This window comes from Pseudoalteromonas sp. J2K-J599 (genome assembly GCF_059295115.2).
In genome coordinates, this window is sequence record NZ_CM200271.1 from 1,671,464 (window position 1) to 1,694,660 (window position 23,197).

General features: G+C 39.5%; 21 protein-coding genes. 14 read left to right on the forward strand and 7 right to left on the reverse strand.

Features of this window, described 5'->3' with window-relative positions:
- The first annotated feature begins 11 nt into the window (after positions 1-11).
- From eda to AC5NT5_RS07565, 3 genes are all read left to right on the forward strand, one after another.
- A complete protein-coding gene (gene eda / locus AC5NT5_RS07555; RefSeq protein WP_002959756.1) occupies positions 12-632 on the forward strand; it encodes a bifunctional 4-hydroxy-2-oxoglutarate aldolase/2-dehydro-3-deoxy-phosphogluconate aldolase in 621 nt (206 codons plus the stop codon).
- Between the two features lie 9 nt (positions 633-641).
- Positions 642-1,646, forward strand: coding sequence for a type I glyceraldehyde-3-phosphate dehydrogenase (gene gap / locus AC5NT5_RS07560; RefSeq protein WP_494513137.1), 1,005 nt, complete (start codon positions 642-644; stop codon positions 1,644-1,646).
- Positions 1,647-1,851: 205 nt separating this feature from the next.
- Positions 1,852-2,976, forward strand: a complete 1,125-nt coding sequence (locus AC5NT5_RS07565; RefSeq protein ID WP_494513136.1) for a sterol desaturase family protein — start codon at positions 1,852-1,854, stop codon at positions 2,974-2,976.
- 79 nt (positions 2,977-3,055) lie between these two features.
- On the opposite strand, the gene AC5NT5_RS07570 is transcribed toward AC5NT5_RS07565, so the two are convergent.
- The 4 genes from AC5NT5_RS07570 to AC5NT5_RS07585 all read right to left on the reverse strand — a co-directional run bounded on the left by AC5NT5_RS07570 (position 3,056) and on the right by AC5NT5_RS07585 (position 9,489).
- A complete protein-coding gene (locus AC5NT5_RS07570) occupies positions 3,056-4,378 on the reverse strand; it encodes a leucine-rich repeat domain-containing protein (RefSeq protein ID WP_494513135.1) in 1,323 nt (440 codons plus the stop codon).
- A 41-nt stretch (positions 4,379-4,419) separates the two neighbouring features.
- Positions 4,420-5,133 carry a YebC/PmpR family DNA-binding transcriptional regulator gene (locus tag AC5NT5_RS07575; RefSeq protein WP_002959761.1) on the reverse strand — a complete coding sequence of 238 codons (714 nt, stop codon included), beginning with the start codon at positions 5,131-5,133 and terminating at the stop codon, positions 4,420-4,422.
- Between the two features lie 258 nt (positions 5,134-5,391).
- The gene (locus tag AC5NT5_RS07580; RefSeq protein WP_494513134.1) at positions 5,392-7,470 is read right to left on the reverse strand and encodes a M13 family metallopeptidase; all 2,079 of its coding nucleotides are present in this window, start codon (positions 7,468-7,470) and stop codon (positions 5,392-5,394) included.
- 240 nt (positions 7,471-7,710) lie between these two features.
- Positions 7,711-9,489 (reverse strand): ABCB family ABC transporter ATP-binding protein/permease, encoded by a 1,779-nt coding sequence (locus AC5NT5_RS07585; protein WP_494513133.1) that lies wholly within the window; start codon positions 9,487-9,489, stop codon positions 7,711-7,713.
- A 101-nt stretch (positions 9,490-9,590) separates the two neighbouring features.
- Here AC5NT5_RS07585 and AC5NT5_RS07590 point away from each other — a divergent pair, with 101 nt between their 5' ends.
- The 7 genes from AC5NT5_RS07590 (at position 9,591) to AC5NT5_RS07620 (ending at position 14,875) form a co-directional block, all read left to right on the forward strand.
- Entirely contained in the window at positions 9,591-10,046 is a 456-nt protein-coding gene (locus AC5NT5_RS07590) for a hypothetical protein (protein WP_494513132.1), read from the forward strand.
- Between the two features lie 108 nt (positions 10,047-10,154).
- Positions 10,155-11,993 carry a protein translocase subunit SecD gene (secD, locus tag AC5NT5_RS07595; protein ID WP_494513131.1) on the forward strand — a complete coding sequence of 613 codons (1,839 nt, stop codon included), beginning with the start codon at positions 10,155-10,157 and terminating at the stop codon, positions 11,991-11,993.
- Positions 11,986-12,930, forward strand: a complete 945-nt coding sequence (gene secF, locus AC5NT5_RS07600) for a protein translocase subunit SecF (RefSeq protein WP_494513130.1) — start codon at positions 11,986-11,988, stop codon at positions 12,928-12,930. Before secD ends, secF begins: the two co-directional genes overlap by 8 nt.
- A 181-nt stretch (positions 12,931-13,111) precedes the next feature.
- Entirely contained in the window at positions 13,112-13,588 is a 477-nt protein-coding gene (locus AC5NT5_RS07605; protein ID WP_007582643.1) for a GreA/GreB family elongation factor, read from the forward strand.
- A gap of 316 nt (positions 13,589-13,904) precedes the next feature.
- Complete coding sequence (locus tag AC5NT5_RS07610; RefSeq protein ID WP_494513129.1) at positions 13,905-14,162, forward strand: type II toxin-antitoxin system Phd/YefM family antitoxin; 258 nt, start codon at positions 13,905-13,907, stop codon at positions 14,160-14,162.
- On the forward strand, positions 14,150-14,467 hold the full coding sequence (locus AC5NT5_RS07615; RefSeq protein ID WP_494513128.1) for a type II toxin-antitoxin system RelE/ParE family toxin: 318 nt from the start codon (positions 14,150-14,152) through the stop codon (positions 14,465-14,467). The genes AC5NT5_RS07610 and AC5NT5_RS07615 overlap by 13 nt, the downstream gene beginning before the upstream one ends.
- A gap of 198 nt (positions 14,468-14,665) precedes the next feature.
- A complete protein-coding gene (locus tag AC5NT5_RS07620; RefSeq protein WP_007582647.1) occupies positions 14,666-14,875 on the forward strand; it encodes a zinc ribbon domain-containing protein in 210 nt (69 codons plus the stop codon).
- A 272-nt stretch (positions 14,876-15,147) separates the two neighbouring features.
- Here AC5NT5_RS07620 and AC5NT5_RS07625 read toward each other — a convergent pair whose 3' ends face one another.
- Entirely contained in the window at positions 15,148-15,486 is a 339-nt protein-coding gene (locus AC5NT5_RS07625; RefSeq protein WP_494513127.1) for a zinc ribbon domain-containing protein YjdM, read from the reverse strand.
- A gap of 293 nt (positions 15,487-15,779) precedes the next feature.
- Here AC5NT5_RS07625 and AC5NT5_RS07630 point away from each other — a divergent pair, with 293 nt between their 5' ends.
- The 3 genes from AC5NT5_RS07630 to AC5NT5_RS07640 are packed head-to-tail and all read left to right on the forward strand — an operon-like array spanning position 15,780 to position 18,812.
- Positions 15,780-17,174: a RimK family ATP-grasp domain-containing protein gene (locus AC5NT5_RS07630; protein WP_182694985.1), complete on the forward strand. Its 1,395-nt coding sequence runs from the start codon at positions 15,780-15,782 to the stop codon at positions 17,172-17,174.
- A 4-nt stretch (positions 17,175-17,178) separates the two neighbouring features.
- Positions 17,179-18,291 (forward strand): GNAT family N-acetyltransferase/peptidase C39 family protein, encoded by a 1,113-nt coding sequence (locus AC5NT5_RS07635; protein WP_182694986.1) that lies wholly within the window; start codon positions 17,179-17,181, stop codon positions 18,289-18,291.
- An 8-nt stretch (positions 18,292-18,299) separates the two neighbouring features.
- Positions 18,300-18,812 (forward strand): MgtC/SapB family protein, encoded by a 513-nt coding sequence (locus AC5NT5_RS07640; RefSeq protein ID WP_002960746.1) that lies wholly within the window; start codon positions 18,300-18,302, stop codon positions 18,810-18,812.
- Positions 18,813-18,828: 16 nt separating this feature from the next.
- Here the strand turns inward: AC5NT5_RS07640 and AC5NT5_RS07645 are convergent, their stop codons facing one another.
- Complete coding sequence (locus AC5NT5_RS07645) at positions 18,829-20,055, reverse strand: sensor domain-containing phosphodiesterase (protein ID WP_182715340.1); 1,227 nt, start codon at positions 20,053-20,055, stop codon at positions 18,829-18,831.
- A gap of 88 nt (positions 20,056-20,143) precedes the next feature.
- Positions 20,144-21,154, reverse strand: coding sequence for a GlxA family transcriptional regulator (locus tag AC5NT5_RS07650; RefSeq protein WP_138488986.1), 1,011 nt, complete (start codon positions 21,152-21,154; stop codon positions 20,144-20,146).
- A 126-nt stretch (positions 21,155-21,280) separates the two neighbouring features.
- Here AC5NT5_RS07650 and AC5NT5_RS07655 point away from each other — a divergent pair, with 126 nt between their 5' ends.
- A complete protein-coding gene (locus tag AC5NT5_RS07655) occupies positions 21,281-23,188 on the forward strand; it encodes a beta-ketoacyl synthase (RefSeq protein WP_494513126.1) in 1,908 nt (635 codons plus the stop codon).
- Positions 23,189-23,197: the final 9 nt, after the last annotated feature.

Genomic DNA, 23,197 nt, shown 5'->3' on the forward strand with positions numbered 1-23,197 from the left:
AGGAACAAGTAATGAGTATTGAAAAAATCTTAGCATCGGCACCCGTAGTGCCAGTGGTTGTAATCGAAAAATTAGAAGATGCAGCACCACTTGCAAGAGCTTTATACAACGGTGGCTTAAAAGCCTTAGAAATAACACTACGTACACCCATTGCTGCAGAAGCTGTAAAGCTAATGAAAGCAGAAGTACCTGAAGCCTATGTAGGTACTGGTACGGTAGTAGATAAGGCAAGTTTTGATCTTTCGGTTGCCGCTGGTGCTGATTTTATGGTGAGTCCAGGTGTTAGTGATGAGCTTATTGCTTTAGCTAAAACATCAGATATACCATTTTTACCAGGCGCTGCAACTGCAAGTGAAGTTATGCAACTTGCGTCGCATGGTTTTAAGTATTTAAAATTCTTCCCAGCAGAAGCTGCAGGCGGAACAGCTATGCTTAAATCAATCGGTGGCCCATTACCACATATTACTTTTTGCCCAACTGGCGGCATTAGCCTAGCAACTGCTCCTAATTATTTAGCGCTTAACAACGTTATTTGTGTTGGTGGTACGTGGATGCTAGATAAACAACTAATTGAAAATAAAGACTGGCAAGCAATTGAAGCGCTTGCTCGCCAAGCAAGTGAACTTAAATAGGAGTCTAAAATGATTAATGTAGCAATTAACGGTTACGGCCGTATCGGTAGAAATGTTTTACGTGCACTTTATGAGTCAGCCCAAAACAGCGAAATTAAAATTGTAGCAATTAACGATTTAGCACCAGCTAACGTAAATGCACATTTAACGCAATATGACTCTGTTCATGGTCAATTTTCAAAAAAAGTAACACTTGAAAACAACACTATGCTAATTGGGGATGACGTAATTACGTTAACGCAAGAGCGTGACCCTGCAAACTTACCGTGGAAAGAGCTAAACGTAGATATCGTTTTAGAATGTACTGGTTTTTTCACTAAACGTGATGACGCCGCTAAGCACATTACTGCAGGCGCTAAAAAAGTAATCGTATCTGCTCCAGGTACTGGTTTAGATGCAACAGTAGTGCATGGTGTAAACAGCGGCGTAATTAATGCTGACAGCAATATCATTTCTAACGCTTCTTGTACTACTAACTGTTTAGCGCCAATTGCAAAAGCAATTAACGACACAGTAGGTATTGAGCAAGGTAGCATGACGACTATTCACGCTTACACCAACGATCAAAACTTATCTGACGTTTACCACCCAGATTTATACCGTGCGCGTAGTGCAACTCAATCTATGATCCCAACTAAAACAGGTGCTGCGGCAGCTGTTGGTTTAGTATTACCAGAACTTGCTGGTAAATTAGATGGTATGTCGGTACGTGTACCTACAATTAATGTTTCTTTAGTTGATTTTACGTTTATCACTAAGCGTGATACGACTGCAGAAGAAATTAATGCAATCATGAAAGAAGCATCAACGGGTTCAATGAAGAGTATTTTAGAATATAACGAGCTTCCGCTTGTTTCTATCGACTTTAACCATAACCCAGCGTCGTCAATCTTTGATGCAACGCAAACTAAAGCCAATGGCAAACTAGTTAAAGTAATGGCTTGGTACGACAATGAGTGGGGTTTCTCAAACCGCATGTTAGACCAAGTTAAAGCATTAGGTCAGTACTTATAATTGACCTTGTAAAAGTTTAGCTTTATCCAACCAAGCCACGCATTGCGTGGCTTTTTTGCGTTTAGTTTATCTGTATATTTGCAATTCAAAATTAGAAGGGAACTATTTGTATTTTTTATACCCTAAATTTTGTTAATATGTGGGTGTGTAAATCAATGGAATTTCGTTGTATTTAATCAACTCAACGACGCAAGGAATAATAAAAATGATCAGAGCTCTATCGCGAAAAGTATTTCGCACAAATCATCTTCAGATAGGTGAGGGCAACATAAGTGGCTACATAGCCTGCTTTTTAGCAATACTGAGTTGCTTAGGCGTATTAGCATTTCACTTTCCTGAATATTTAACCACACCAGAGCTGAGAAAAAGCTACAGCGTCGACTTTTTACGTCAGATTATGTTTGCATCATTATTGGTCTCGGGCAGTTTAGGGTTACTTAACTTTGTACGTAATACCAATAAGCGTTTAGGGGCTACAGCGTGGTTTTTTATTTTACTCGCTATTATGTTTGGCGGACCAAACGTTGAAGTAAACGAATTTGCTTCTGATACACCTTATATAGGGCTTGATTGGTTTATTTTAGATTTACTCGGCTCAACACTTATATTTATTGTGATTGAAAAGTTATTACCTCATCGAAAAGAGCAAAAAATATTACGTAGCGAATGGCGAAGCGATTTAAACCACTTTTTTGTAAATCATTTAATTATTGGTTTTGTATTACTCGTTACTAACCACTTTGTGCATTATGGCTTTGGCTGGGCTGTATCATCTACAGTACAAGGTTATATAGAGCAAACACCCTTTATAGTGCAGTTGTTTTTAATAATACTCGTGGCTGATTTAATGCAGTATTGGGTGCATCGTGCTTATCACGAAGTCCCTTTATTATGGCGCTTTCATGGCGTACATCACAGTGCTAAAGAAATGGATTGGTTAGCGGGCTCTCGCCAGCATATTCTTGAAATACTCGTAACGCGCAGCTTAGTGCTCACGCCTATATTTGTGCTTGGTTTTTCACAGCAAATAATTAGTTTGTACGTAATAATTGTGGGTTTGCAGGCTGTGTTTAACCATGCAAATGTACGTGTGAAATTTGGTTGGCTAAAATATTTTATGGTTACACCGCAGTTTCACCATTGGCACCATGCGTCAGATAAAGCCGCGATTGACCGAAATTACGCTGCACATTTTTCGTTTTTAGATTATGTGTTTGGTACTGCTGTTAAAGGACAAAAAGAGTGGCCACAAGCGTATGGTGTAGTCGGGGATTACATGCCCGTAGGTATGCTTAAACAACAGGTTTACCCGTTTAAGCGCACTAAATAAGTTCGGAAAATCCGAATAAACATAAAATAAAAGCGAGCAAGGTGTTACATTTTGCTCGCTTATATTATTAATATTAAATTTATTTTAGCTCTGCTAAAAACTCAGTAAATGTAGGTCTTTGATTTAGTGTAGGTTGCATGGCACATTTTGCCATATCGGACATTTTAACAAAGAGCTCACTATGCCTATCAGCGCCAGTTACCGTGCCTAATAAGTCTTCAATTAAACACCCTAATGCACGTACTTCAATTAACTCGATTTGCTTTTGTTGATAATCACTTAACATGGCTAAGTTTGTGGCTGCACCAAAATCACCAAATAATACATCAGCATCTTTGTTTATCATGGTGTTATGCGCATACACGTCGCCGTGACTTACTTTACAAATATGCAAGTGATGTAAGGTACTTACCATTTGCTGTGCAATTTTTAAAATAGCGTGAGTTGAGTAATGGCAATCATTATTAAAGGTATCACGCGTACAGGTTTCAAGGCTTGGAGGCAGGCCTAAATTAGCAAAGCTTTTATCTATTAGCTCCATTACTAAACCTAGCTGATCACTTTGCTCAATGTAGGCAAGTACTTTAATTAAATTAGCGTGATCGCCTGCTTGTAAGCAGCAATTTACTTCATCAAGCGGATAGCCGTCGCTAGTAATTGCGCCTTTAAATAATTTAATCGCTACAGCGCTATCAGCTGCTTGTGCTAAATGAATAACGCCCGATGCACCTTGGCCAATAACATGACTAAGTGTGTAATCGTTAAGAGGCTTATTTTCTAAGCAACTTTTTGTAAGGCACTGAGCTTTATTAAAATCGTTACCGGCAAACGCAAGCCAAGCAAGTTTTGGTAATTCAAAAAGCCAGTCGTCTACGTGTGTTAAGTTATTAGCAGAGAGCCTAACAAGCTCAAGGTTTCTACACCGCGCCATGCTACTTGGCAGTTGCTTAAGTTGATTGCCTGCAAGCGCAAGCTTTTTAAGCTGGGTGTAATTACCAAAATCTTCAGGTAATTCGCTTAACGTATTATCGGTGAGTATTAGCCACTCAATATTTTTTGGCAGGCTGTTTAAAGCAAATTCAGAAATTTGGTTACCTTTAAACGCGACCATAATTAAAGCAGGGCATTTAGCGAGTACTTTAGGAATATGCTTAAACTGATTAAACGATAAAAACACACGCTTCAGGTGTGTTAAACAGGCAAATTCATCAGGTAGTGTTGATAAGTTATTATTTGATAAATCGAGAACTTCAAGCGTGTCAGCTAAGCTAAAGATTTCTTCAGGAAATGTCGTTAGCTCTTCTACCAATTGCAGGCGAGTAGCACCAACAAGTTTGCCACTTTTAAGCTCTTTAAGGGAGTTCATATTAATACCATGTTCTAAAAATGAAAAAGCCAACATAGCTGTTGGCTTAAAGTCGTTCTAACTTACTAAATTGTTCTTTAGAATTGCGCGTTATGGTAAACGTTTTGTACGTCGTCGCAATCTTCTAACATTGCTAAAAAGCGTTCCATAACTTCAACGTCTTCGCCTTCAATCGGCGTTTCAATTTGTGGCACAAAGCTAATTAGGTCTTCGTCAAATTCAGTCACGCCCATTTCTTCAAGCGCTGTACGTGTATTGTTGTACTCTGTGTGAGGAGCAAAAACAGTAACTTTACCGTCATCAACTTCTACATCAGTTACATCAACATCAGCCATCATAAGAGCTTCAAGTACTGCTTCGTCGTCATCACCGTCAAATACAAAAATAGCAAGGTGATCAAATAAATGTGAAACAGAGTTTTGAGCGCCAATTTTAGCATTTGCTTTGGTAAAACAAACACGTACATCAGCAAAGGTACGCTTGTTGTTGTCTGTTAAACAGTCAACAATAATCATACAGTTACCAGGGCCGTAACCTTCGTAACGTGTTGCTGCGTAGTCTTCACCGCCGCCGCCTTTTGCTTTGTCGATTGCGCGGTCAATAACGTGTGCTGGTACTTGGTCTTTTTTAGCGCGTTCAATTAAACGACGTAATGATAAGTTACCATCTGGATCTACACCGCCGTTTTTTGCACAAATATAAATTTCTTTGCCGTACTTAGAATAAACTTTAGTTTTAGCACCCGCAGTCTTAGCCATTGAATCTTTTTTGTTTTGGTAAGCTCTTCCCATCTGCGTTTCGCCTTAATATATGTAAATAATAGAATAAAATTATAATGCGTATTCTAAAGGTAAATGCATTCAAGGGCTAGTAAGTATTAAAACAGATTAAAACGGTAAAGTTTAAAAGCCATGTAAACTGTATTTTATTAATGGGATCATCGAGGGTTCTAGACGTTGGAATTATATCTATTATGTGTAAATTTAATTCAATAAAAAAGCAACCTGTATAACAGGTTGCCTTACTAAGTAATAAAAAGTAAGTGTTACTTACCAAATACGTACACGTTCATCTTCAGGAAGGTATAACTCATCGCCTGGTTTTACATCAAACGCTTTGTACCATGCATCGTGGTTACGCGGCGCTTGTGCTCTAAAGCGACCTGGGGCATGTGTGCCACCACGAAGCTGGTTAAGCATGCTTTGCTCAGTACGTTTTTCTTTCCATACTTGTGCCCACGCAAGGAAGAAACGCTGATCGCCAGTAACGCCGTCAATAACAGGCGCTTCTTTACCATTTAAACTGAGCTTGTACGCGCGATAAGCCATTGATAACCCACCTACATCACCAATGTTTTCACCAAGGCTATTTCGACCATTAACAAAGTTACCTTCGATTGGCTCGTATTTACTGTACTGCGCAGCCAGTTGGTCGGCTTTTTTGTCAAATGCAGCGCGGTCAGCATCAGTCCACCAATTACGTTGCACACCGTTTTCGTCTGATTTTGAACCTTGATCGTCAAACCCATGACCCATTTCGTGACCAATTACAGCGCCAATACCGCCATAGTTTACAGCCGGATCGGCATTTGGATCGAAAAACGGCGGTTGTAATATCGCAGCCGGAAATACAATTTCATTAAACGAGCTATTGTAGTAAGCGTTTACGCGTTGTGGCGTCATGCCCCAGCGGTTACGGTCTGTTTTTTGTAGCTCTTTTTCAACACTTTCTGCATGAAAAAATTCACGCATGTTTTTCACATTACCGATTAAATCGTTTTTAGTAATGCTTAAACCATCATAAGACTGCCAAACATCGGGATAACCAATTTTTGGTACAAATGCAGCCAGTTTAGCGCGCGCATTTACTTTAGTTTCATCGCCCATCCACTCTAGGTTATCAATACGTTCACCAAGGGCTGTACGAAGGTTTTCAACCAGCTCTGACATTTGTTGTTTTGACGACTCAGGAAAGTAACGTGCTACGTATATTTTACCAATAGCAAAACCAAGCGAACTTGTGCCTGACATTTCACTTATTGCACGTTTCCAACGAGGGCGAGGCTCTTGTTGTCCGTTTAGTTCTTTACCAAAAAAAGCAAAGTTAGTATTAAATACGTCTTCTGATAGTAAACCTGCGTTACCGCTAATAGCATGATATGTTAGGTAGTCTTTCCATACTGCAATATCTTCTTGATTGATTAGCTCAATCATCGCTTTTATAGGTTCAGGTTGAGAGACATTTAACTGAGGTACTTTATAACCTGTTTGCGCAAAATATAAATCCCAGTTAAAACCAGGATAAGCAGTGCTTAAATCGGCGCGTTCAATTTGGTTTAGCGTTAAATCGCGATTACGGCGCTTTTCTCGAGGCCAATGACCTTGTGCAATTTTGGTTTCAAGATCAACAATTGCTTGAGCACGCTCAGCGGTATTTTCTACTCCTGCAAACTCAAGCATGTCAGCAATGTGAGCAACATAAGCTGTACGGGTTTTAACAAATCGCTCAGCGTCTTCAAGGTAGTAAGAGCGATCGGGCAGACCTAAACCACCAGCACCTAGTGACATTTCATATTTATTAGGGTCTAGGCGATTAAACCACATGCCGCCGCCAAAAGGGGCTTTATTACCGGTTAACCAAGACTTACCAAACATCTCAGCTAAATCGTCAGTTGACGCTATATCACTAATTTCACTTAACAATGGCTTAATAGGCGCTACACCGAGTTTATTAAGTGTTTCGGTATCCATATACGCATTGTAAAAATCAGCAACGAGTTTTTCTTCTGCGTTTAAGTCTTTGCGTGCTGCTATTTCTTCAATAATAGCTTTAACATCGTCTTCGCTTCGCTCAGCTAATCCAGAAAATGCACCATAGCGGGTTTTATCTGCAGGCATTTCGTAGTTGTCATACCACGTGCCGCTGGCATACATAAAAAAGTCATCGCCTGGTTTAACGGCTTCGTTACGAGCTGTTAGATCAACACCAAAACTACCTAACTCTGCTTTTTCTGTCACTGCTGCAGTGACTACTTTAGGTTGTTGCTCGTGTGTTTTTGTTGTTTGCGGCTCTGAACAACCGGTAATAAATGTGGCAGCTAATGCTGCGGCAATTAAACTCTTTTTCATTACTTACTCCTGAGTATCACTGATTGAATTAAAGCAGCAGTGAATTATTTTTATTGTTACGAATATTTAACTTATCGATTGTTATTGATATTAATCAGACAAACAAATCTTTTGAGGTGAATCACCACAGTGCTCGATAAAACTAATATAGGAGTAAAGAGAAAGGCTAATAGGTTCTATAAACGCTTTATTTAGCTCGAATACTTGAAGGTATCCGAGCTAAGAGGGGTTACACACTATTTATTTTTTATGCTGTAGTTCCCACATACGGGCGTATTCTCCGGCGAGAGTAAGTAACTCATCGTGCTTACCTTGCTCAATAATTTGTCCGGCTTTGAGCACAATAATGGTGTCTGCATCGGTAATAGTAGATAACCGATGAGCAATAACAATACTCGTATGGTTACTGGCAACTTCACGCATTGCTGCGAGAATTGCTTGCTCAGAATGAGAGTCGAGTGCAGATGTTGCTTCATCAAAAATTAAAATAGGGGACTTTTTCAAAATGGCGCGGGCAATGGCAATACGCTGTTTTTCGCCGCCGGATACTTTTAAACCGCGCTCGCCAACCAGTGTTTTATCGCCTTTATCAAGTGTGCCTATAAAGTCTTTTAAATGCGCCATAGCAATGGCTTCATCAATTTCAGCATCGCTTGCTGATGGTCTGCCGTAAGCGATATTTTCACGAATCGTGGTGTTAAACAGCACGGTGTCCTGCGGGACTATTGCAATGGCTTTTCGTAAACTATTAAGTGTTACTGAGTTTATAGCTTGATTATCAATACTAATTTCACCGGCGCTTACATTATAAAAACGATAGAGCAGTCGCGCTAATGAACTTTTACCTGCACCACTGGCACCAACAATGGCTACTTTGCTGCCTGCTTTAACATTAAAGCTAAGATTATTAAGAATAGGGCGATGCGCATCGTAACTAAAACTTACATTGTTAAATGTTATTTCACCTTGGCTAATATTGAGCTCTTTAGCATTAAGTGCATCGGTTATTTGTGGTTTTTTGTTAAGTAGTCCAAGCATGTTTTCAAGGTCGGTTAGCGCGCGTCTTATTTCGCGGTACACAAAACCTAAAAAGTTAAGCGGTAAAAACAATTGAATCATATACGCGTTAATCATCACAAGCTCACCAATAGAAAGCGTACCTGCAACTACCTCGGTTGAGCCCAACCACATTAAAGCGGTAATAGCACAAGCGATAATAAGTGCTTGGCCTGAGTTGAGGGCGAGCAGCGACATTCTATTTTTTAAACGGGCTTTTTCCCAGTTTGCTAAAAAGGTGTCGTACGTTTTTGCTTCAAACTGCTCATTATTAAAATACTTTACAGTTTCATAATTAAGCAAGCTGTCTACTGCGCGGGTATTACTTTGATTGTCGGCAGCATTTGCTTCGCGAATAAAGCGGTTTCTCCACTGGGTAACAACCACAGTAAAGGTAATATAAATAGCAACTGCCAATAATGTAATCAGCGCAAACCAAACAGAAAACAACGTGCCAAAAATAATCGCAACAGTCAGTATTTCAAATAAAGTAGGCACAATGTTAAACATTAAAAAACGCATTAAAAAGCTTAACCCACTTGTACCGCGTTCTATATCGCGGCTAATACCGCCAGTTTGCCTATCTAAATGAAAAGCCAGCTCAAGTGAGTGCAAATGCTTAAATACTTTTAAACCAATATCACGAATAGCGTGCTCGGTTACGCGAGAAAATACAGCATCTCTTATCTCACCTAAAAATACGCTAGCAAAACGCAGTGCACCGTACATCAATAACAATAAAGCGGGGATAACTAAAAGTGGGTTAATTGACTTATCTACCGAGTCTATAATTTCTTTAAGCGCCCACGGCATCAACAAAGTGGCACCTTTTGCGCCTATAAGCGCCATAAGTGCAATAAAAACACGGCCTTTAAATTTTGTGAGGTAGGGCCACAGTGTTTTTACACTTTGGCGTAAATTCATGGCGTCTGGTCGTTTTTCGGTGCTTTGTCTGGGGCGCATTAGTGATCTCTGTTAAAACTAAATACTTAATTAATAAGCATTGTATTTTAAATGCTTGCCCTTATATACTACGCATCCCCTATTTTAGTTTTAAAACGTGAATGTTTAAATTTAGAGTGTTTTTAACTGCCTTTTTGCTACTTGCTGCACTTTTTAGTGTGCAGAGCAATGCTATGGGCGCCTCACAAAATTTAAATATTAGCACGCAGGTTTCGCCTACTGATATTACCGATTTAACTAAAATACAGCCTATTAGTAAGTCTGTAGATACTTCGCAACATAAAAAAACGCATCAGACCGATTTTAACGCGCACCAACCAAGATTAACTGCCAATAATTCATCATTGTTTTTGCATACTGTGCAAAGTGAGCCTGAATACGATGTGGTTTTTGAATTTTTTGCTCAAAATCTTGTTAGGCATATATTTTTACGACCGAGAGCCGTTAACCGTATACAACCTTGGTATACGCTTGTAACTAATAGTAAAAAGTCGCGCTTAAGTGGCTGGAAAGACGTTAACTTACTCTACACTGCCGTAACTACCTACCACGCTTAATTTTCCTTATTTAATTTTATTAGGTTTTAACTTTTAAAGTTTTAGCCTGCAGATTAATTGTGCTTTTAGAAAGTACGTTGCTAGCTTTGCTGGCAATAAGGATTCAACATGTTAAGTTTTAAAAAAGATAAAAAGCCGTCCACGGCTAAGTTCAAATTAAGCTATATAGCCATGCTAATAGTACTGGTTTTATTAGCTATTAGCGCATTACCAAACCTATATCCAAATAAATCGTGGTTGCACGTAAGTAATACGCCGCACAGCGAAACACAATCTTTACCGAGCACTAAAACGCTAGTTACTTTTTTAAATAACCAAGGACTTGAGGTTGAGCAGGGTTTAGATAAGCAATCGACTATTAATGTACTTTTAAACGAGCCAACTAAAAGCGCTCAGGCACAAGCGGCTATAAAAGCGCAGTACCCAAACACGCAAGTTAAAATTGTTGAGCATGCAACCAGCCCTACATGGTTACAAAATTTTGGTTTATCACCAATAAAGCTGGGCCTTGATTTAAATGGCGGTGTGCTATTTGTACTAGACGTAGATTTAGATAAAGCCGTTGATGAGCAATTAGTCAGTGCGTATCAACAAGCTAAATCAATCATTATTAAACAAAAAGCACATGGCGTAAAAGCGCAGCAAACTCAGCACGGGTTTGAAATAAACGCATTGCCTAATGCAACCGACAAGTTAACCCCTGTTATTGAAGAGCTAAAAAGCCGATTTGCTAATTTAGCCGTTGTAACAAGCAATAACGGCAGCGTTAAAACTGCCAAATTTAGTTATTCAGAGCAAGGTCGCAGCAGCTTTGATAAAGAAGTAATGGGCCAAACACTTACAACCCTTCGTTCACGTATTGAAGAGTTAGGCATTACCGAAGCGGTAACACAGCAACAAGGCAAACATCGCATTCGTATAGAGCTTCCTGGCGTGCAAGATCCAACCGAAGCTAAGCGTATTATTGGTGCAACAGCATCGCTTGGTTTTTATCAATTAAAAGAAATTGGCGGGCAAACATTTAATATGCAATCGGGCGGAACGATAAAGCTCGATCCTGTGCCAATTTTTACAGGCGATCATATTAATAATGCAAACATAGGCCGCGACGATTGGGGTAAACCACTGGTACAACTTAGCCTAGACGGCCAAGGCGGGGATGCAATGTCGGCATTTTCAAAAGCCAATATTGGTAAGCCAATGGCGACGGTTTACTCTGAGTATTCTCAAAACGCTAAAGGCGAAGTAGTTAAAAAAAGCGAAGTTATTAATGTTGCCAATATTGCTCAGCATTTAAGTTCGCGTTTTAGTATTACCAATATGAAAAGCCAGCAAGCGGCAGCCGATCTGGCATTGTTACTACGTGCAGGCTCGCTTACAGCGCCCGTTACAATTGTGCACGAACAAACAATAGGGCCAAGCCTCGGCAGCGAAAATATTAGTAATGGCTTAGCCGCGCTTATGTTAGGCATGGGTATTACCCTTGCATTTATGGCGCTTTGGTATCGCCGTTTAGGCCTTATTGCAAACGTAGCACTTATATTAAATTTAACGTCGCTTGTGGGCTTAATGTCATTATTACCAGGGGTTGTGTTAACGCTGCCGGGTATTGCAGGCTTGGTGCTAACCATAGGTATGGCGGTAGACACTAACGTAATAATATTTGAACGCATTAAAGAAGAACGTCGCCAAGGCCGTGCACCATATCAAGCTATTCAAGAGGGTTATAAACAAGCCGCAAATACAATATTTGATGCCAATATAACCACCATGATCACCGCACTTATTTTATACGGCATAGGCTATGGGCCCGTTAAAGGTTTTGCCATTACACTCGCACTGGGGCTTTTAACGTCTGTATTTACAGGTGTGTACGTATCAAAAATATTAAGCCAAACGTTGTATTTAAAAATGGGTAAAAGAGTAGGAGTAAAAGCACATGCTTAACACTTTTTTGAAAGGTGAAAAGGGCACTCGTTTACGCTTTATGGGTATGCTTTTAAGTGCCATTTTAGTGCTGCTATCCGTATTTACGCTTACGCAAAAAGGTTTAAATTTTGGCCTAGATTTTACCGGCGGTTATTTGACTGAGTTTACAACCAGTCAAAGTGTTGAACTAAAAGAGCTTCAATCGTTTATTGCTAAAAATCACAACGGTGAGTTTGAGCTAACCGCGCAAGGTAATAGTCATTTTCAATTAAGAGAAGCGCCAAGTGCATCAACTACATCAACAACAGCTAATAGCCCTGATTGGCAAAGCGCTGTAACACAAAACGATGATATAAACGCAAAGGTTTTATCGTCGGCCTATATTGGCTCACAAGTGGGCGATGAGTTATTTGATCAGGGTTGTTTAGCCATGTTTGCTGCAATGATTGCAGTAATGATTTACCTTGCAGTGCGTTTTGAATGGCGATTAGCGGTAGGGTCTGTGGTTGCGCTAGTGCACGATTTAATACTCGTACTTGGGTTATTTTCACTATTACAAATTGAATTTAACCTAACCGTACTGGCAAGTTTACTGGCTATTATTGGTTACTCACTTAACGACTCAATAATAGTAGGGGATAGAGTGCGTGAGCTTTTACGTGTTCAATCAAACAATATACTTAGCCCTGCGACTATTATTAATAATGCGATTAAAAGCACACTAACGCGCACCTTAATAACGTCGGGTACCACACTTGCAACGGTTGCCAGCGTTTGGTTACTTGCAGGTGCACCACTGCAAGGCTTTGCTATTGCATTATTTACTGGCATTGTAGTGGGTACGTTCTCGTCTATTTGTATAGCGGCAACCCTGCCAGAGCTATTGGGCTTAAGCGCTAAAAACTACGAAGTTAAAGTAGATGCCCACACGCAAACATTATTAGATATGCCATAAGGTTTTTAATAAAGCACAAGCAAAGAGTAGCTTCAACCAACCGCTCTTTGCTTGTTTAATGCTAATTTAAGCCCCGCTAGTATTCCCACCAAACTTGCGGGGTTTAAAACAATGGTTTTAAGCCCCGCAAAAATGTTAAACTAGCTGCCTTATTTTTACAGCCTGTATTGTACTAATCCCCATGAATAAAACCCACGTTATCGAACATCTTCGCTTTGCGCTAGAAGCGCAGCTTACAACAGCAAAAGTAGCGGCAAAAACTGCGCACGACACCGCCACACATGAAGAAAACATAGCCGAAAATAAATACGATACTCTAGGGCTCGAAGCCGCTTATTTAGCACAAGGCCAAGCCCAGCGCGTAAACGATTGCTATAAAAGCATAGAATTGTTTGAGCCTGCCTTTAATGAAAAACCAACCGACAAAATAGCTATCGGTTCGCTGGTATGTTTAGAAGATGATAACGCAGCCCAAAAATGGTTTTATTTAGGCCCTGCAGCTGGTGGTTTAACAGTAAACGTTAAACAGCACGCAATTGCTGTTGTAACACCCGGCGCACCAATGGGTAAGCAGTTACTAAATAAACAGATTGATGATGAAATTACATTAACAATTGCAGGTAAAGCCCACGAATACGTGGTGGTAGAGATTTTATAAAGCTTTCGTTTTTAAAAGAGAAACGTTTACTGGCAGAGCCATACCAAAGTAATAAACGATTTTATAAATTAATTGTCGGATGGCATGGCTGCGCCATTTATCCAACCTACAGCTATGCTTTAATACCTGACGTGGTGTGTATTTCAATTTGCACAAAGGCATATAATGAGAAGTACCTAATAGTTTAAAAATGAGCAGGGTTGACGTTAGGTGCTCCCTTTTTAATTGATTTTAGTGGTTTTACAGCCTCGTTTGTTGTATTTCCCAAGTTGGCTACTCGGTGCTACTATAGTGATACATTTGTTTGGGGATTATTATGAGAGTAGAACTAGTAACAACATTGAAGCGTCAAGCAACGAAGATATTATCTGAACTTCATTCCTCTAAAGAACCTGTGTTGATAACTGAACATGGACAACCATCTGCATACTTAGTAGATGTTGATGATTATGAATTTATGCAAAAGCGTATGCAAATTCTTGAGTCTCTTGCAAAAGGAGAGCAGGCAATAAGTCGTAGTGAAACCATGTCGAATGTTGAAGCTAAAGATAAAATGAATAAATGGCTGAAATAATTTGGACTAATCCAGCTTTGGATGATCTTAACGATATCGCTGAATATATCGCATTAAGCAATTTGCAGTCAGCGAAAACATTGGTTTCCAAAATATTTGAAAAAGTTGAACGTCTCGAACTCTTTCCTGAATCAGGTAAAAAACCAATTGAGTTAGCTAACCTAAATTATCTTGAACTGGTCGTGAATCCTTGTCGTATATTTTACAAAAAAGATAACAATAAAGTATATATTTTGCACGTAATGAGACAAGAACGAGACTTACGAAAATTTTTGTTGCTAACGCAATATACAGCTAACAAGTAGGTAATCCCTGAGTGAAATTAGTATGACCCCTATACTAATTATTATAAAAAGCAATTATTAAAAAGCCATCCAAACATCTATCAAAATTCCAACTTAACCAATATAAGAACTAAATTATAGTTTGTTTATTAAAAAAATTGCTACACACGTTCCTTAAGTGTTTAATATACCGTACATAAATAATATGGAGGTTGAAATATGAGACATAACAATTGGTCTTGCTCTAAGTGTAATAATAACGAATTTGATACCGGTGAAATAAGAGTTTCGGGTGGCTTTTGGTCAAGAATTTTTGATGTTCAAAATAAAAAGTACACCGCTGTGACATGCAGTCGATGTAGTTTTACTGAATTTTATAAAGGTTCATCATCAACACTTGGTAATGTATTTGATTTCTTTACTGGGTAATCAAAGCTTAAAAAGCACTTTAACTGAAATGTAAACTGATCAGTTCAAGAGATACCTCCTCATTAAGGTGAGGAGGTTAAATGCTTAAATATACCTAAGCGATAATTGGCCTTATTAAATGTAGGTGGACCTTTAGAAATACACCAACTAATAGCAGTTAAACAAAATCTATTACACGCACTAATAATAGGCTTCAATAACAGACCATAAGGCTTGGATGAATTTATTTTTATGATTTTTCATCTAACATCCTATATTTTAAATATCCAATTTTAGGTAGCTTTTTTTACAAACTTCGCTGTTACCATCATTTCGCCAATGCCTTCTACTTTACAATCAAGCTCGTGATCTTTTTTATCAAGCACTCTTCTAACGACCGCTTTGGTGCCAATTTTAATTACTTGCGAGCTGCCTTTAATTTTTAAATCTTTGGCTACGGTCACTTTATCGCCATCATTAAGTAAAGTGTCGTTGGCATCTTTTACTAAAATTGCGTCTTCATCATTTGTAGTATTTGGGTTCCACTCATGGGCGCACTCGGGGCAAATAAGCAGTTGTTGGTCTTCGTAAACATATTCACATTGACATTTTGAGCAAGCAGGCAGCGACATTTCTAACTCTCATAAGGTGTTGTTTTGCGTATTTTAATCTGCATTATTAGTTAATCAATATTTTTCATCTTCACGCTAAAAATATCTCGTTTGTGCGTTTTTAAAAAAGGGCATATAAAGCACATGTCGCTTAAGCAATTTAAGCGCTAACTCGTACAGTAGGTACCTGTTAAAGCACCCATCATATTAAGTGATTCGCGCAATGCCCACTTAGTACGATGGGTGTTTCTATTTATAATGCTTAGTATTTTACTAAGCATGCTTTTTATATTTTGACTTAACTAGGAAAAGTCGTGTTTAAAACCTTAATTGTGGTTGATAACAACGAGCAAACGCTTGCTCAATCGTTCGAAAATGTAATTACGTTTAATACCTACTTACGTGATTACCCAAAACATAACGAACCAAAAACACGCATTATTAATCTGTGCGACTCAAGCCAATACTTGAGCAAAGGTTACTATTGCTCATTACTTGCAGAGGCGCGCAAGCACCAAGTTTTACCCAGTGTAAAAACCATTAATGCTCTTCGTAGTGGCCAAGCTCCTATGTTAAATGTGGGCCAAATAGATGGCACACTTTACTTTGGTAATGCCCAAAACGATTTACAATCAAAAGCGGCAAAGTCGGTATTTAAACAATACCCAGCGCCTATTTTATTTGTTGATGAACAAGGATTATTGCAACAAGGCTCGATGTCGTCTTTAAGCGAGCAGCAGTACAGCGAATTTGTAGCCAAGCTAGATAACTTTACTAAAACGCAGTGGCGTATTAGTTCTGTGCAACGTCGTTTTAGATGGGACATGGCAATACTTGTTGATCATAACGAAAAAGTACCACCGAGTGACAAAGACGCCATTGCACGTTTTATTAAAGCAGCTGCTAAACACGGTATTTATGCACAAGCATTAAGCTTTGACGAAATTGATAACATTGCCCAGTTTGATGCGTTATTTATTCGCCAAACTACAGCGATTGACCACCCAACGTATCGCCTTGCAAGCAAAGCGCAAAGCCTGGGTTTAGTGGTTATTGACGATGCTGAGTCTATTTTACGTTGTTGTAATAAAGTGTATTTACACGATGCATTTAATTATCAAAAAGTGCCAAGTTTAAAAACGGTTGTAGTGGCTGATCAAGCAAATGAAACGCTTGAGCAATTAGAAGAAGCGTTTACGTATCCGCTTGTTTTAAAAATGCCTGAAGGGTCGTTCTCAAAAGGTGTGTTTAAAGTTTCAAACCGTGATGAGCTTGCCGCTAAGCTTACAGAGCTGTTTGAATATAGCGCATTAGTGCTTGCACAAGAGTACATGTATACCGAATATGATTGGCGAGTGGGTGTGTTAAATGGCCGTGCAATTTATGCATGCCGCTATTTAATGGCGCGTAACCATTGGCAAATTTATAACCACGACGCTAAACGGTTTTTCTCTGGCGGCTTTGAAACTCTACCAACCTTTGAGTTACCAAAAGCGGTGTTAGATGCAGCATTAAAAGCATGTAAAACAGTGGGTAGGGGTTTATATGGCGTAGATGTTAAAGAGCATCAAGGCAAAGCATATGTACTTGAAGTAAACGACAACCCAAGTATTGATCACAAGGTAGAAGACGGCTATTTAGGCGACGAGCTATACATGATCATTATGGATGAGTTTAAACAACGCTTAGAAGCACGAGGCCGTGGGTAATAACATGAGCAACCTTGTTATTCGAAAGGCGCTTAGTAGTGATTTAAATGCACTGATTGACGTTGAAAACGCTTGCTTTAATAACGATAAATTAAGTCCGCGTAGTTTAAAACGCTGGCTTAGTGCAAAACACGGTATTTTACTCGTTGCCCAAAATGGCGAGCAAGTATGTGGATATGGATTAGTGTGGTGCCATAAAGGGACTCGTTTAGCGCGTTTATATTCGCTTGCTGTAAAACCCACAATGCAAGGTAAGGGCGTTGCAAAGACATTGCTTACTAGCCTTGAAAAAGAAACGTATGAGCGAGGGCGTATTTACCTTCGTTTAGAAGTGGCTGTAAATAACGAAGGTGCGATAGGGCTTTATAAAAGCTTAGGTTACAGAGTGTTTGGTCAATATAGCGATTATTACGATGACCACAGTGACGCACTACGAATGCAAAAAAACATTCGACAAACGAGTGAGTTAAAAGTGGCGCGTTTAACGCCGTGGTATCAGCAAACTACTGAGTTTACGTGCGGACCTGCTGCACTATTAATGGCAATGGGCGCACTTGAGCCAACAACTGAGCTTACCCAATCACATGAGCTGGCACTTTGGCGTGAAGGTACCACAATTTTTATGACATCGGGTCATGGTGGTTGCCATCCGTTTGGTTTGGCACTTGGGGCTAATAAGCGTGGTTTTAAAAGCGAGGTAATGGTTAATACCACAGAGCCTTTGTTTTTAGATGGCGTACGTAACGAAAACAAAAAAGTGGTACTTGCCACCGTGCATCAACAATTTGTAGATGGTATTGCACAAGCAAATATACCGCTTACGTATAAAGATGTAGAGCTTGAGCATATTGAGCAGTGGTTAAGTAAAGGCTTTAGTGTGCTGTTATTAATTAGTACATACAGTTTTGATGGTAAAAAATCGCCACACTGGGTGTGTGTTACGCACCTTGATGAGCACTGCGTGTATGTTCACGATCCGTTTTGTGAGCCCGGTAACGATAAACAGCTCGCAATAGATTGCCAATATGTACCTATTGCACGAAGTGATTTTAGCAAAATGTCAGCGTTTGGTAGCCAACGTTTAAGAACGGCGGTGGCTATAGCTAATAAAATATAAGGTTAACAGTGACTTTTTTAGATTTAATTGATGTAGCCCCGTATTCATGGGCAGCTATTGGTACTGCGGCTTTTTGTGGTGCTATTATTGGAATAGAGCGCCAATTGCGCGGCAAGCCTGTAGGTATTCGTACATCAGCCCTAATAACGTTGGGTACGTATTTGTTTTTATCCACTGCGTTTAATTTACAAGGGGATGTAATAGATCATTCTCGTGTAGTTGGTCAAATAATTACAGGTATTGGCTTTTTAGGGGCAGGCGTTATGCTCGCAAAAGATGGTGCGGTAGTTGGCGTAACCTCTGCTGCAACCATTTGGGTGCTTGCATCAATAGGCGTGATGATAGCGACAGAAAACCTTGGGGCTGCAATAAAACTCTCGGTGCTGGTGGTCGGTATTTTATACGGTGTAGACGTACTTGAGGCTAAATTTAAAAGCTTAAGCAAAGGCGTACACACTAAAGTAAAAAACTATCAAAAGCGCTATTATCGAAAAGAATTTAACGAATCAGAACGCCACTAAAAGTGGCGTTTATTAATTATAGCGTAATTGTTTGATATTGGATGGCATCTTCAATAGGAGCTGGGCGCCCAATAAAATAGCCTTGTACGTTATCAACGCCTAGTTTTCTTAGTGTGTTTAATTCATCTTGATTTTCTATACCCTCAGCTACAATTGAGCAATTAATAGCTTTGGCAAATCCGCATAGTGCTTTAGCTAATAAAAACTTTCTACTGTCTTTATTTATATTTTGAGTAAGGCTTATATCTAACTTAATGATATCTGCCTCTAATTCTAAAATATGTTGAAAAGACGAATAGCCAGCTCCAACATCATCTATAGCTAATCTTACGCCTTTGCTTCTTAATGGTTGAAGTGCAGTTCGCATCGCTTGGTAGTCTAAAATAGGTGAATGTTCAGTCACTTCTAAAATTATTCTATTACAATCGATGCTTTGTAATACTTTGTCTATTGAGCCTGATAAAATATGCTGAGGTGAAGTATTTATAGTGATATAAGCTTTTTCATCAAATTGATCTAAGCAATGTAATGTATTTTGTATAGCAAGTATTTCTAATGCTTCTCCTAAACCCAGTTTTTCAGCATCTTTAAACCAAATATCAGGTGTTTTATAGGGTTCAATAAAAAAGCGTGACAGAGATTCATAACCCGAAAGTTGGTTGGTTGATAAATTAAATATGGGCTGAAAATAAATCGTAATATCGTTTGTTTTTATAATATTTTCAATAAGCGACTTTGACTCATTATTTAAAATGTCAGACTGAACTTTTTTTTCGATTAACTCAGTAGCTATTTCAGAAATGAGCCTAAGAAATGACAAATCTTTGTCGTTCAGGGCATTGTCTAATACGGTTTTATAACAGCAAAAAGTTCCATAAACTTTTCCGGTGGATAAAATAATGGGTACACCAATATAAGAGCCAATATTTAGCTTTTCTGTGACTGGCATGTTGCGGGTTATTGGGTGCTCAAGAGTATTAGGGATTATTTGTTCTAGCTCGTTATCAGATATTTTTTTACAGTAAGTTTCGCAAATTGGATCTGAATTACCTACTGATACGCATGTATTTGTAGTTTGGTTATCTACCACTTTAAAAACGCGCTCAGTATTGGTGAATTTTGAAATAAACGCGACTTCCATACTTAAATGTTTTCGTACAAGTGAAAGTAACTTTAATAACTTTGATTCAATAGAAGCATCGCTTTGTGGATCAAAAAGGTGCTTACTAAGTTTATCTCTCATGCAGTTACCTTGGTATGGCGTAAATTATATTATTGATAAGAGTATAATTTATGTATAAAAAAATGCCAATTTAGAGTGTCGTCGCTGGTTAGCCAAACAACTTTCTCCTAACTACTTTTCTGTAGCCACTGGGTGTTTGGCTTAATACTTTTTTAAACACGCGGGTTAAATGCCCTTGGTCGTTATATCCCACCTCTAAAGCCACTTCTTGAATTGATAAATTTGATGATGCTAATAACTCTTTCGCACCTTCTACGCGTAATTGTTGCCAATACTCAATAGGGCTTTGGTTCGTTGCGGCTCTAAAGCGGCGGGTAAAAGTACGATAGCTTAAGCTAAATTGGGCAGCGACTTCTTGCAAGTTTAGCTCGGTGGCTAAATTCGTTTTTAGCCAAAATTGAATTTGCGCAATTAGCTCATCGGGGTGGCGGTCTACTGCACCTTCTAAATAGCGTTGATCTTCGTAGGGTTTGCGTATTTCGTGCGAAAAATTACGCTCTACATGCTGCGCGGCGGCTTTTGTGTAGTACTGGCTGATAATATGTACGATAACATCTGCAAGGGCATTAAGGCTTGCTACGGTATACATGCGCTCTGATTGGGTTATAAAAAAGTCGGGCTTTAAGCGCACCTGCGGGTAGTCATGGCTAAATTGTTTGGCGTAATGCCAATGGGTGGTAGCAGGGTGGCCATCAAGTAAGCCAGCCTCAGCTAATAAACAGTTGCCAGTACCGACACCAATTATATGGCTGCCTGCGCTAAAGCTTTCACTTAGCCAATCAACTATTTCTTGATTTGTTCGCACCACTGGGCGTGGGTTTCGCCAAATACCCGGCACTATAATCAAATCGCTGTAGGGCGCGTTAGTTGTTATGCAATCAGGATTTATAGCAAGGCCTGCACGGGTGGGTATAGATTCAGCACTTTTAGCCACTAAATTTATAGCAAGTGGCCTAAAGCTTTGCTTATCAAGATGCCCTTTAGCAAAGGCCTCGCCGGCTCTTAGCATTTCTATAGGCAGCGTTAAACTAGTCACTAATAAATGCGGATATACCGCTATAGCAATGTTTAGAGGTGGATTAGTGTGTTTATCAGTCATATAAATGCTCCGACCAGTACATTTTGGCCTTTTGTGCTGAATATTTGGCTATTAAAGCACAATGTGTGGTGCATAATCCATTTAAACTGCCTCTTCTCCTTATAACACGTTTCTAAAAGGTAAATTATGACAGCATTACCCGTTATAGTAGGCATGGGTGGCATTAACGCCGCTGGCCGTACTTCTTTTCATCAAGGTTATCGCCGTATCGTGTTAGATAGTTTAAATGCTCAAGATCGCAGTGAAACATTTTTAGGCCTCGCCACACTGATGAATCTAGTAAGCGTTGTAAACGGCCAATTACAAGATACACAAGGTAATAATGTTGAGCAAAGCGACATAGAAGCACGCTTTGGTGAGCAAATTATTGCTGGTACACTTATTCGTAAAATTGAAAAAGAACACTTTGATGCCGACGCAACACCGTGGCAGCAAAAAATGACACTAACCGCATCAAGCGATAACGCAATTGTGTTTGAAACGCGTGCTCGCGACTTACCTGCACCTATTCCAGCTAGCTGGCAAGTTGAAGAGCTTGAAGGCAAAAAAGTTAAAGTAACTATTGCAGCCGACTTAGACGTAAAGCATGACTCAACACGCGATAACCCAATTAAATCTGCTGGGCAATTTCCGACTGGGTTTGATCCATCAGTTATGTATAACAGCCGCTATCAGCCTCGTGGTTTGCAAGCCACTATTTTTGCAGCTACAGATGCGATTAAATCAACTGGGCTTGATTGGCAGCATATTATGAATAGCGTAGAGCCAGATAAAATTGGTACCTATTCAGCATCGGTAATTGGCCAAATGGACGACAAAGGCCTAGGTGGTTTAGTAAAGGCGCGCCAACAAGGCGACCGTGTTAGCACTAAGCAGTTAGCACTGGGCTTAAATACAATGTCTACCGATTTTATTAATGCCTATGTTACGGGCAATGTAGGTACTACGTTTTCGACCTCGGGCGCATGTGCAACGTTTTTATATAACTTACGTGCGGCGGTTAACGACATACAAGCAGGACGTACGCGGGTTGCAGTTGTTGCAAGCGTTGAGTGTGCTATTACACCCGAAGTGGTTGAAGGCTTTGGTAATATGAGTGCACTTGCAAATGTTGAAGGGCTACGTCGTTTAGATAACTTATCAAATGATGAAGAACCAGATTACCGTAATAGTAGCCGACCATTTGGTGATAACTGCGGCTTTACATTAGGTGAAGGCGCGCAAGTTGCAATTTTAATGGATGATGCTTTAGCCCTTGAGTTGGGCGCTGATATTATGGGCTGTGTACCGGATGTGTTTGTAAATGCAGATGGCGTTAAGAAGTCGATTACATCACCTGGACCTGGTAACTATATTACAATGGCAAAATCAGCCGCACTTGCTAGCAGCTTATTAGGTAAAGAAGCACTGCAAGAACGTAGCTTTATTTTAGCGCATGGTTCGAGTACTCCGCAAAATCGTGTAACAGAGTCACTTATATATCATAAAGTGGCACAAACGTTCGCTATTGATAATTGGAAAGTGACAGCACCAAAAGCATACGTTGGCCATACTATTGCCCCTGCAAGTGGCGATCAGTTAGCGATTGCTTCGGGTGTATTTAGCCACAATATTATGCCAGGTATTACCACAATTGATAAAGTGGCTGATGATGTTTATAGCGACCATCTTGATATTCGTAATAGCCATTACGAATGCGCTGATATGGATATTGCTTTTATAAATTCAAAAGGCTTTGGCGGAAACAATGCAACAGCTACTGTACTTTCACCAAAAGTAACAATGCAAATGCTTGCTAAGCGCCATGGCGATGATGTTATGACTAGTTACACACAGAAAAATAGTGTGGTTAGCGCTTCGCAGAAAACGTATCAAACGCAAGCAGATTTAGGGCAGTACGAGCTTATTTATCGCTTTGGCGACGGACTTATTGACGACAACGACATTGTAATAGACGAGCAAAGTATTAAGTTACCAGGCTTTGAAAAAGCAATTACGTTTAGCACAACAAACTCCTATCAAGATATGTTTTAAGCACACATA

Bases quoted from the DNA above. Each gene is read 5' to 3' on its own strand.
- eda (WP_002959756.1), top strand. From the start codon at position 12: ATGAGTATTGAAAAAATCTTAGCATCGGCACCCGTAGTGCCAGTGGTT.
- gap (WP_494513137.1), top strand. From the start codon at position 642: ATGATTAATGTAGCAATTAACGGTTACGGCCGTATCGGTAGAAATGTT.
- AC5NT5_RS07565 (WP_494513136.1), top strand. From the start codon at position 1,852: ATGATCAGAGCTCTATCGCGAAAAGTATTTCGCACAAATCATCTTCAG.
- AC5NT5_RS07570 (WP_494513135.1), bottom strand. From the start codon at position 4,378: ATGTTGGCTTTTTCATTTTTAGAACATGGTATTAATATGAACTCCCTT.
- AC5NT5_RS07575 (WP_002959761.1), bottom strand. From the start codon at position 5,133: ATGGGAAGAGCTTACCAAAACAAAAAAGATTCAATGGCTAAGACTGCG.
- AC5NT5_RS07580 (WP_494513134.1), bottom strand. From the start codon at position 7,470: ATGAAAAAGAGTTTAATTGCCGCAGCATTAGCTGCCACATTTATTACC.
- AC5NT5_RS07585 (WP_494513133.1), bottom strand. From the start codon at position 9,489: ATGCGCCCCAGACAAAGCACCGAAAAACGACCAGACGCCATGAATTTA.
- AC5NT5_RS07590 (WP_494513132.1), top strand. From the start codon at position 9,591: ATGTTTAAATTTAGAGTGTTTTTAACTGCCTTTTTGCTACTTGCTGCA.
- secD (WP_494513131.1), top strand. From the start codon at position 10,155: ATGTTAAGTTTTAAAAAAGATAAAAAGCCGTCCACGGCTAAGTTCAAA.
- secF (WP_494513130.1), top strand. From the start codon at position 11,986: ATGCTTAACACTTTTTTGAAAGGTGAAAAGGGCACTCGTTTACGCTTT.
- AC5NT5_RS07605 (WP_007582643.1), top strand. From the start codon at position 13,112: ATGAATAAAACCCACGTTATCGAACATCTTCGCTTTGCGCTAGAAGCG.
- AC5NT5_RS07610 (WP_494513129.1), top strand. From the start codon at position 13,905: ATGAGAGTAGAACTAGTAACAACATTGAAGCGTCAAGCAACGAAGATA.
- AC5NT5_RS07615 (WP_494513128.1), top strand. From the start codon at position 14,150: ATGGCTGAAATAATTTGGACTAATCCAGCTTTGGATGATCTTAACGAT.
- AC5NT5_RS07620 (WP_007582647.1), top strand. From the start codon at position 14,666: ATGAGACATAACAATTGGTCTTGCTCTAAGTGTAATAATAACGAATTT.
- AC5NT5_RS07625 (WP_494513127.1), bottom strand. From the start codon at position 15,486: ATGTCGCTGCCTGCTTGCTCAAAATGTCAATGTGAATATGTTTACGAA.
- AC5NT5_RS07635 (WP_182694986.1), top strand. From the start codon at position 17,179: ATGAGCAACCTTGTTATTCGAAAGGCGCTTAGTAGTGATTTAAATGCA.
- AC5NT5_RS07645 (WP_182715340.1), bottom strand. From the start codon at position 20,055: ATGAGAGATAAACTTAGTAAGCACCTTTTTGATCCACAAAGCGATGCT.
- AC5NT5_RS07650 (WP_138488986.1), bottom strand. From the start codon at position 21,154: ATGACTGATAAACACACTAATCCACCTCTAAACATTGCTATAGCGGTA.
- AC5NT5_RS07655 (WP_494513126.1), top strand. From the start codon at position 21,281: ATGACAGCATTACCCGTTATAGTAGGCATGGGTGGCATTAACGCCGCT.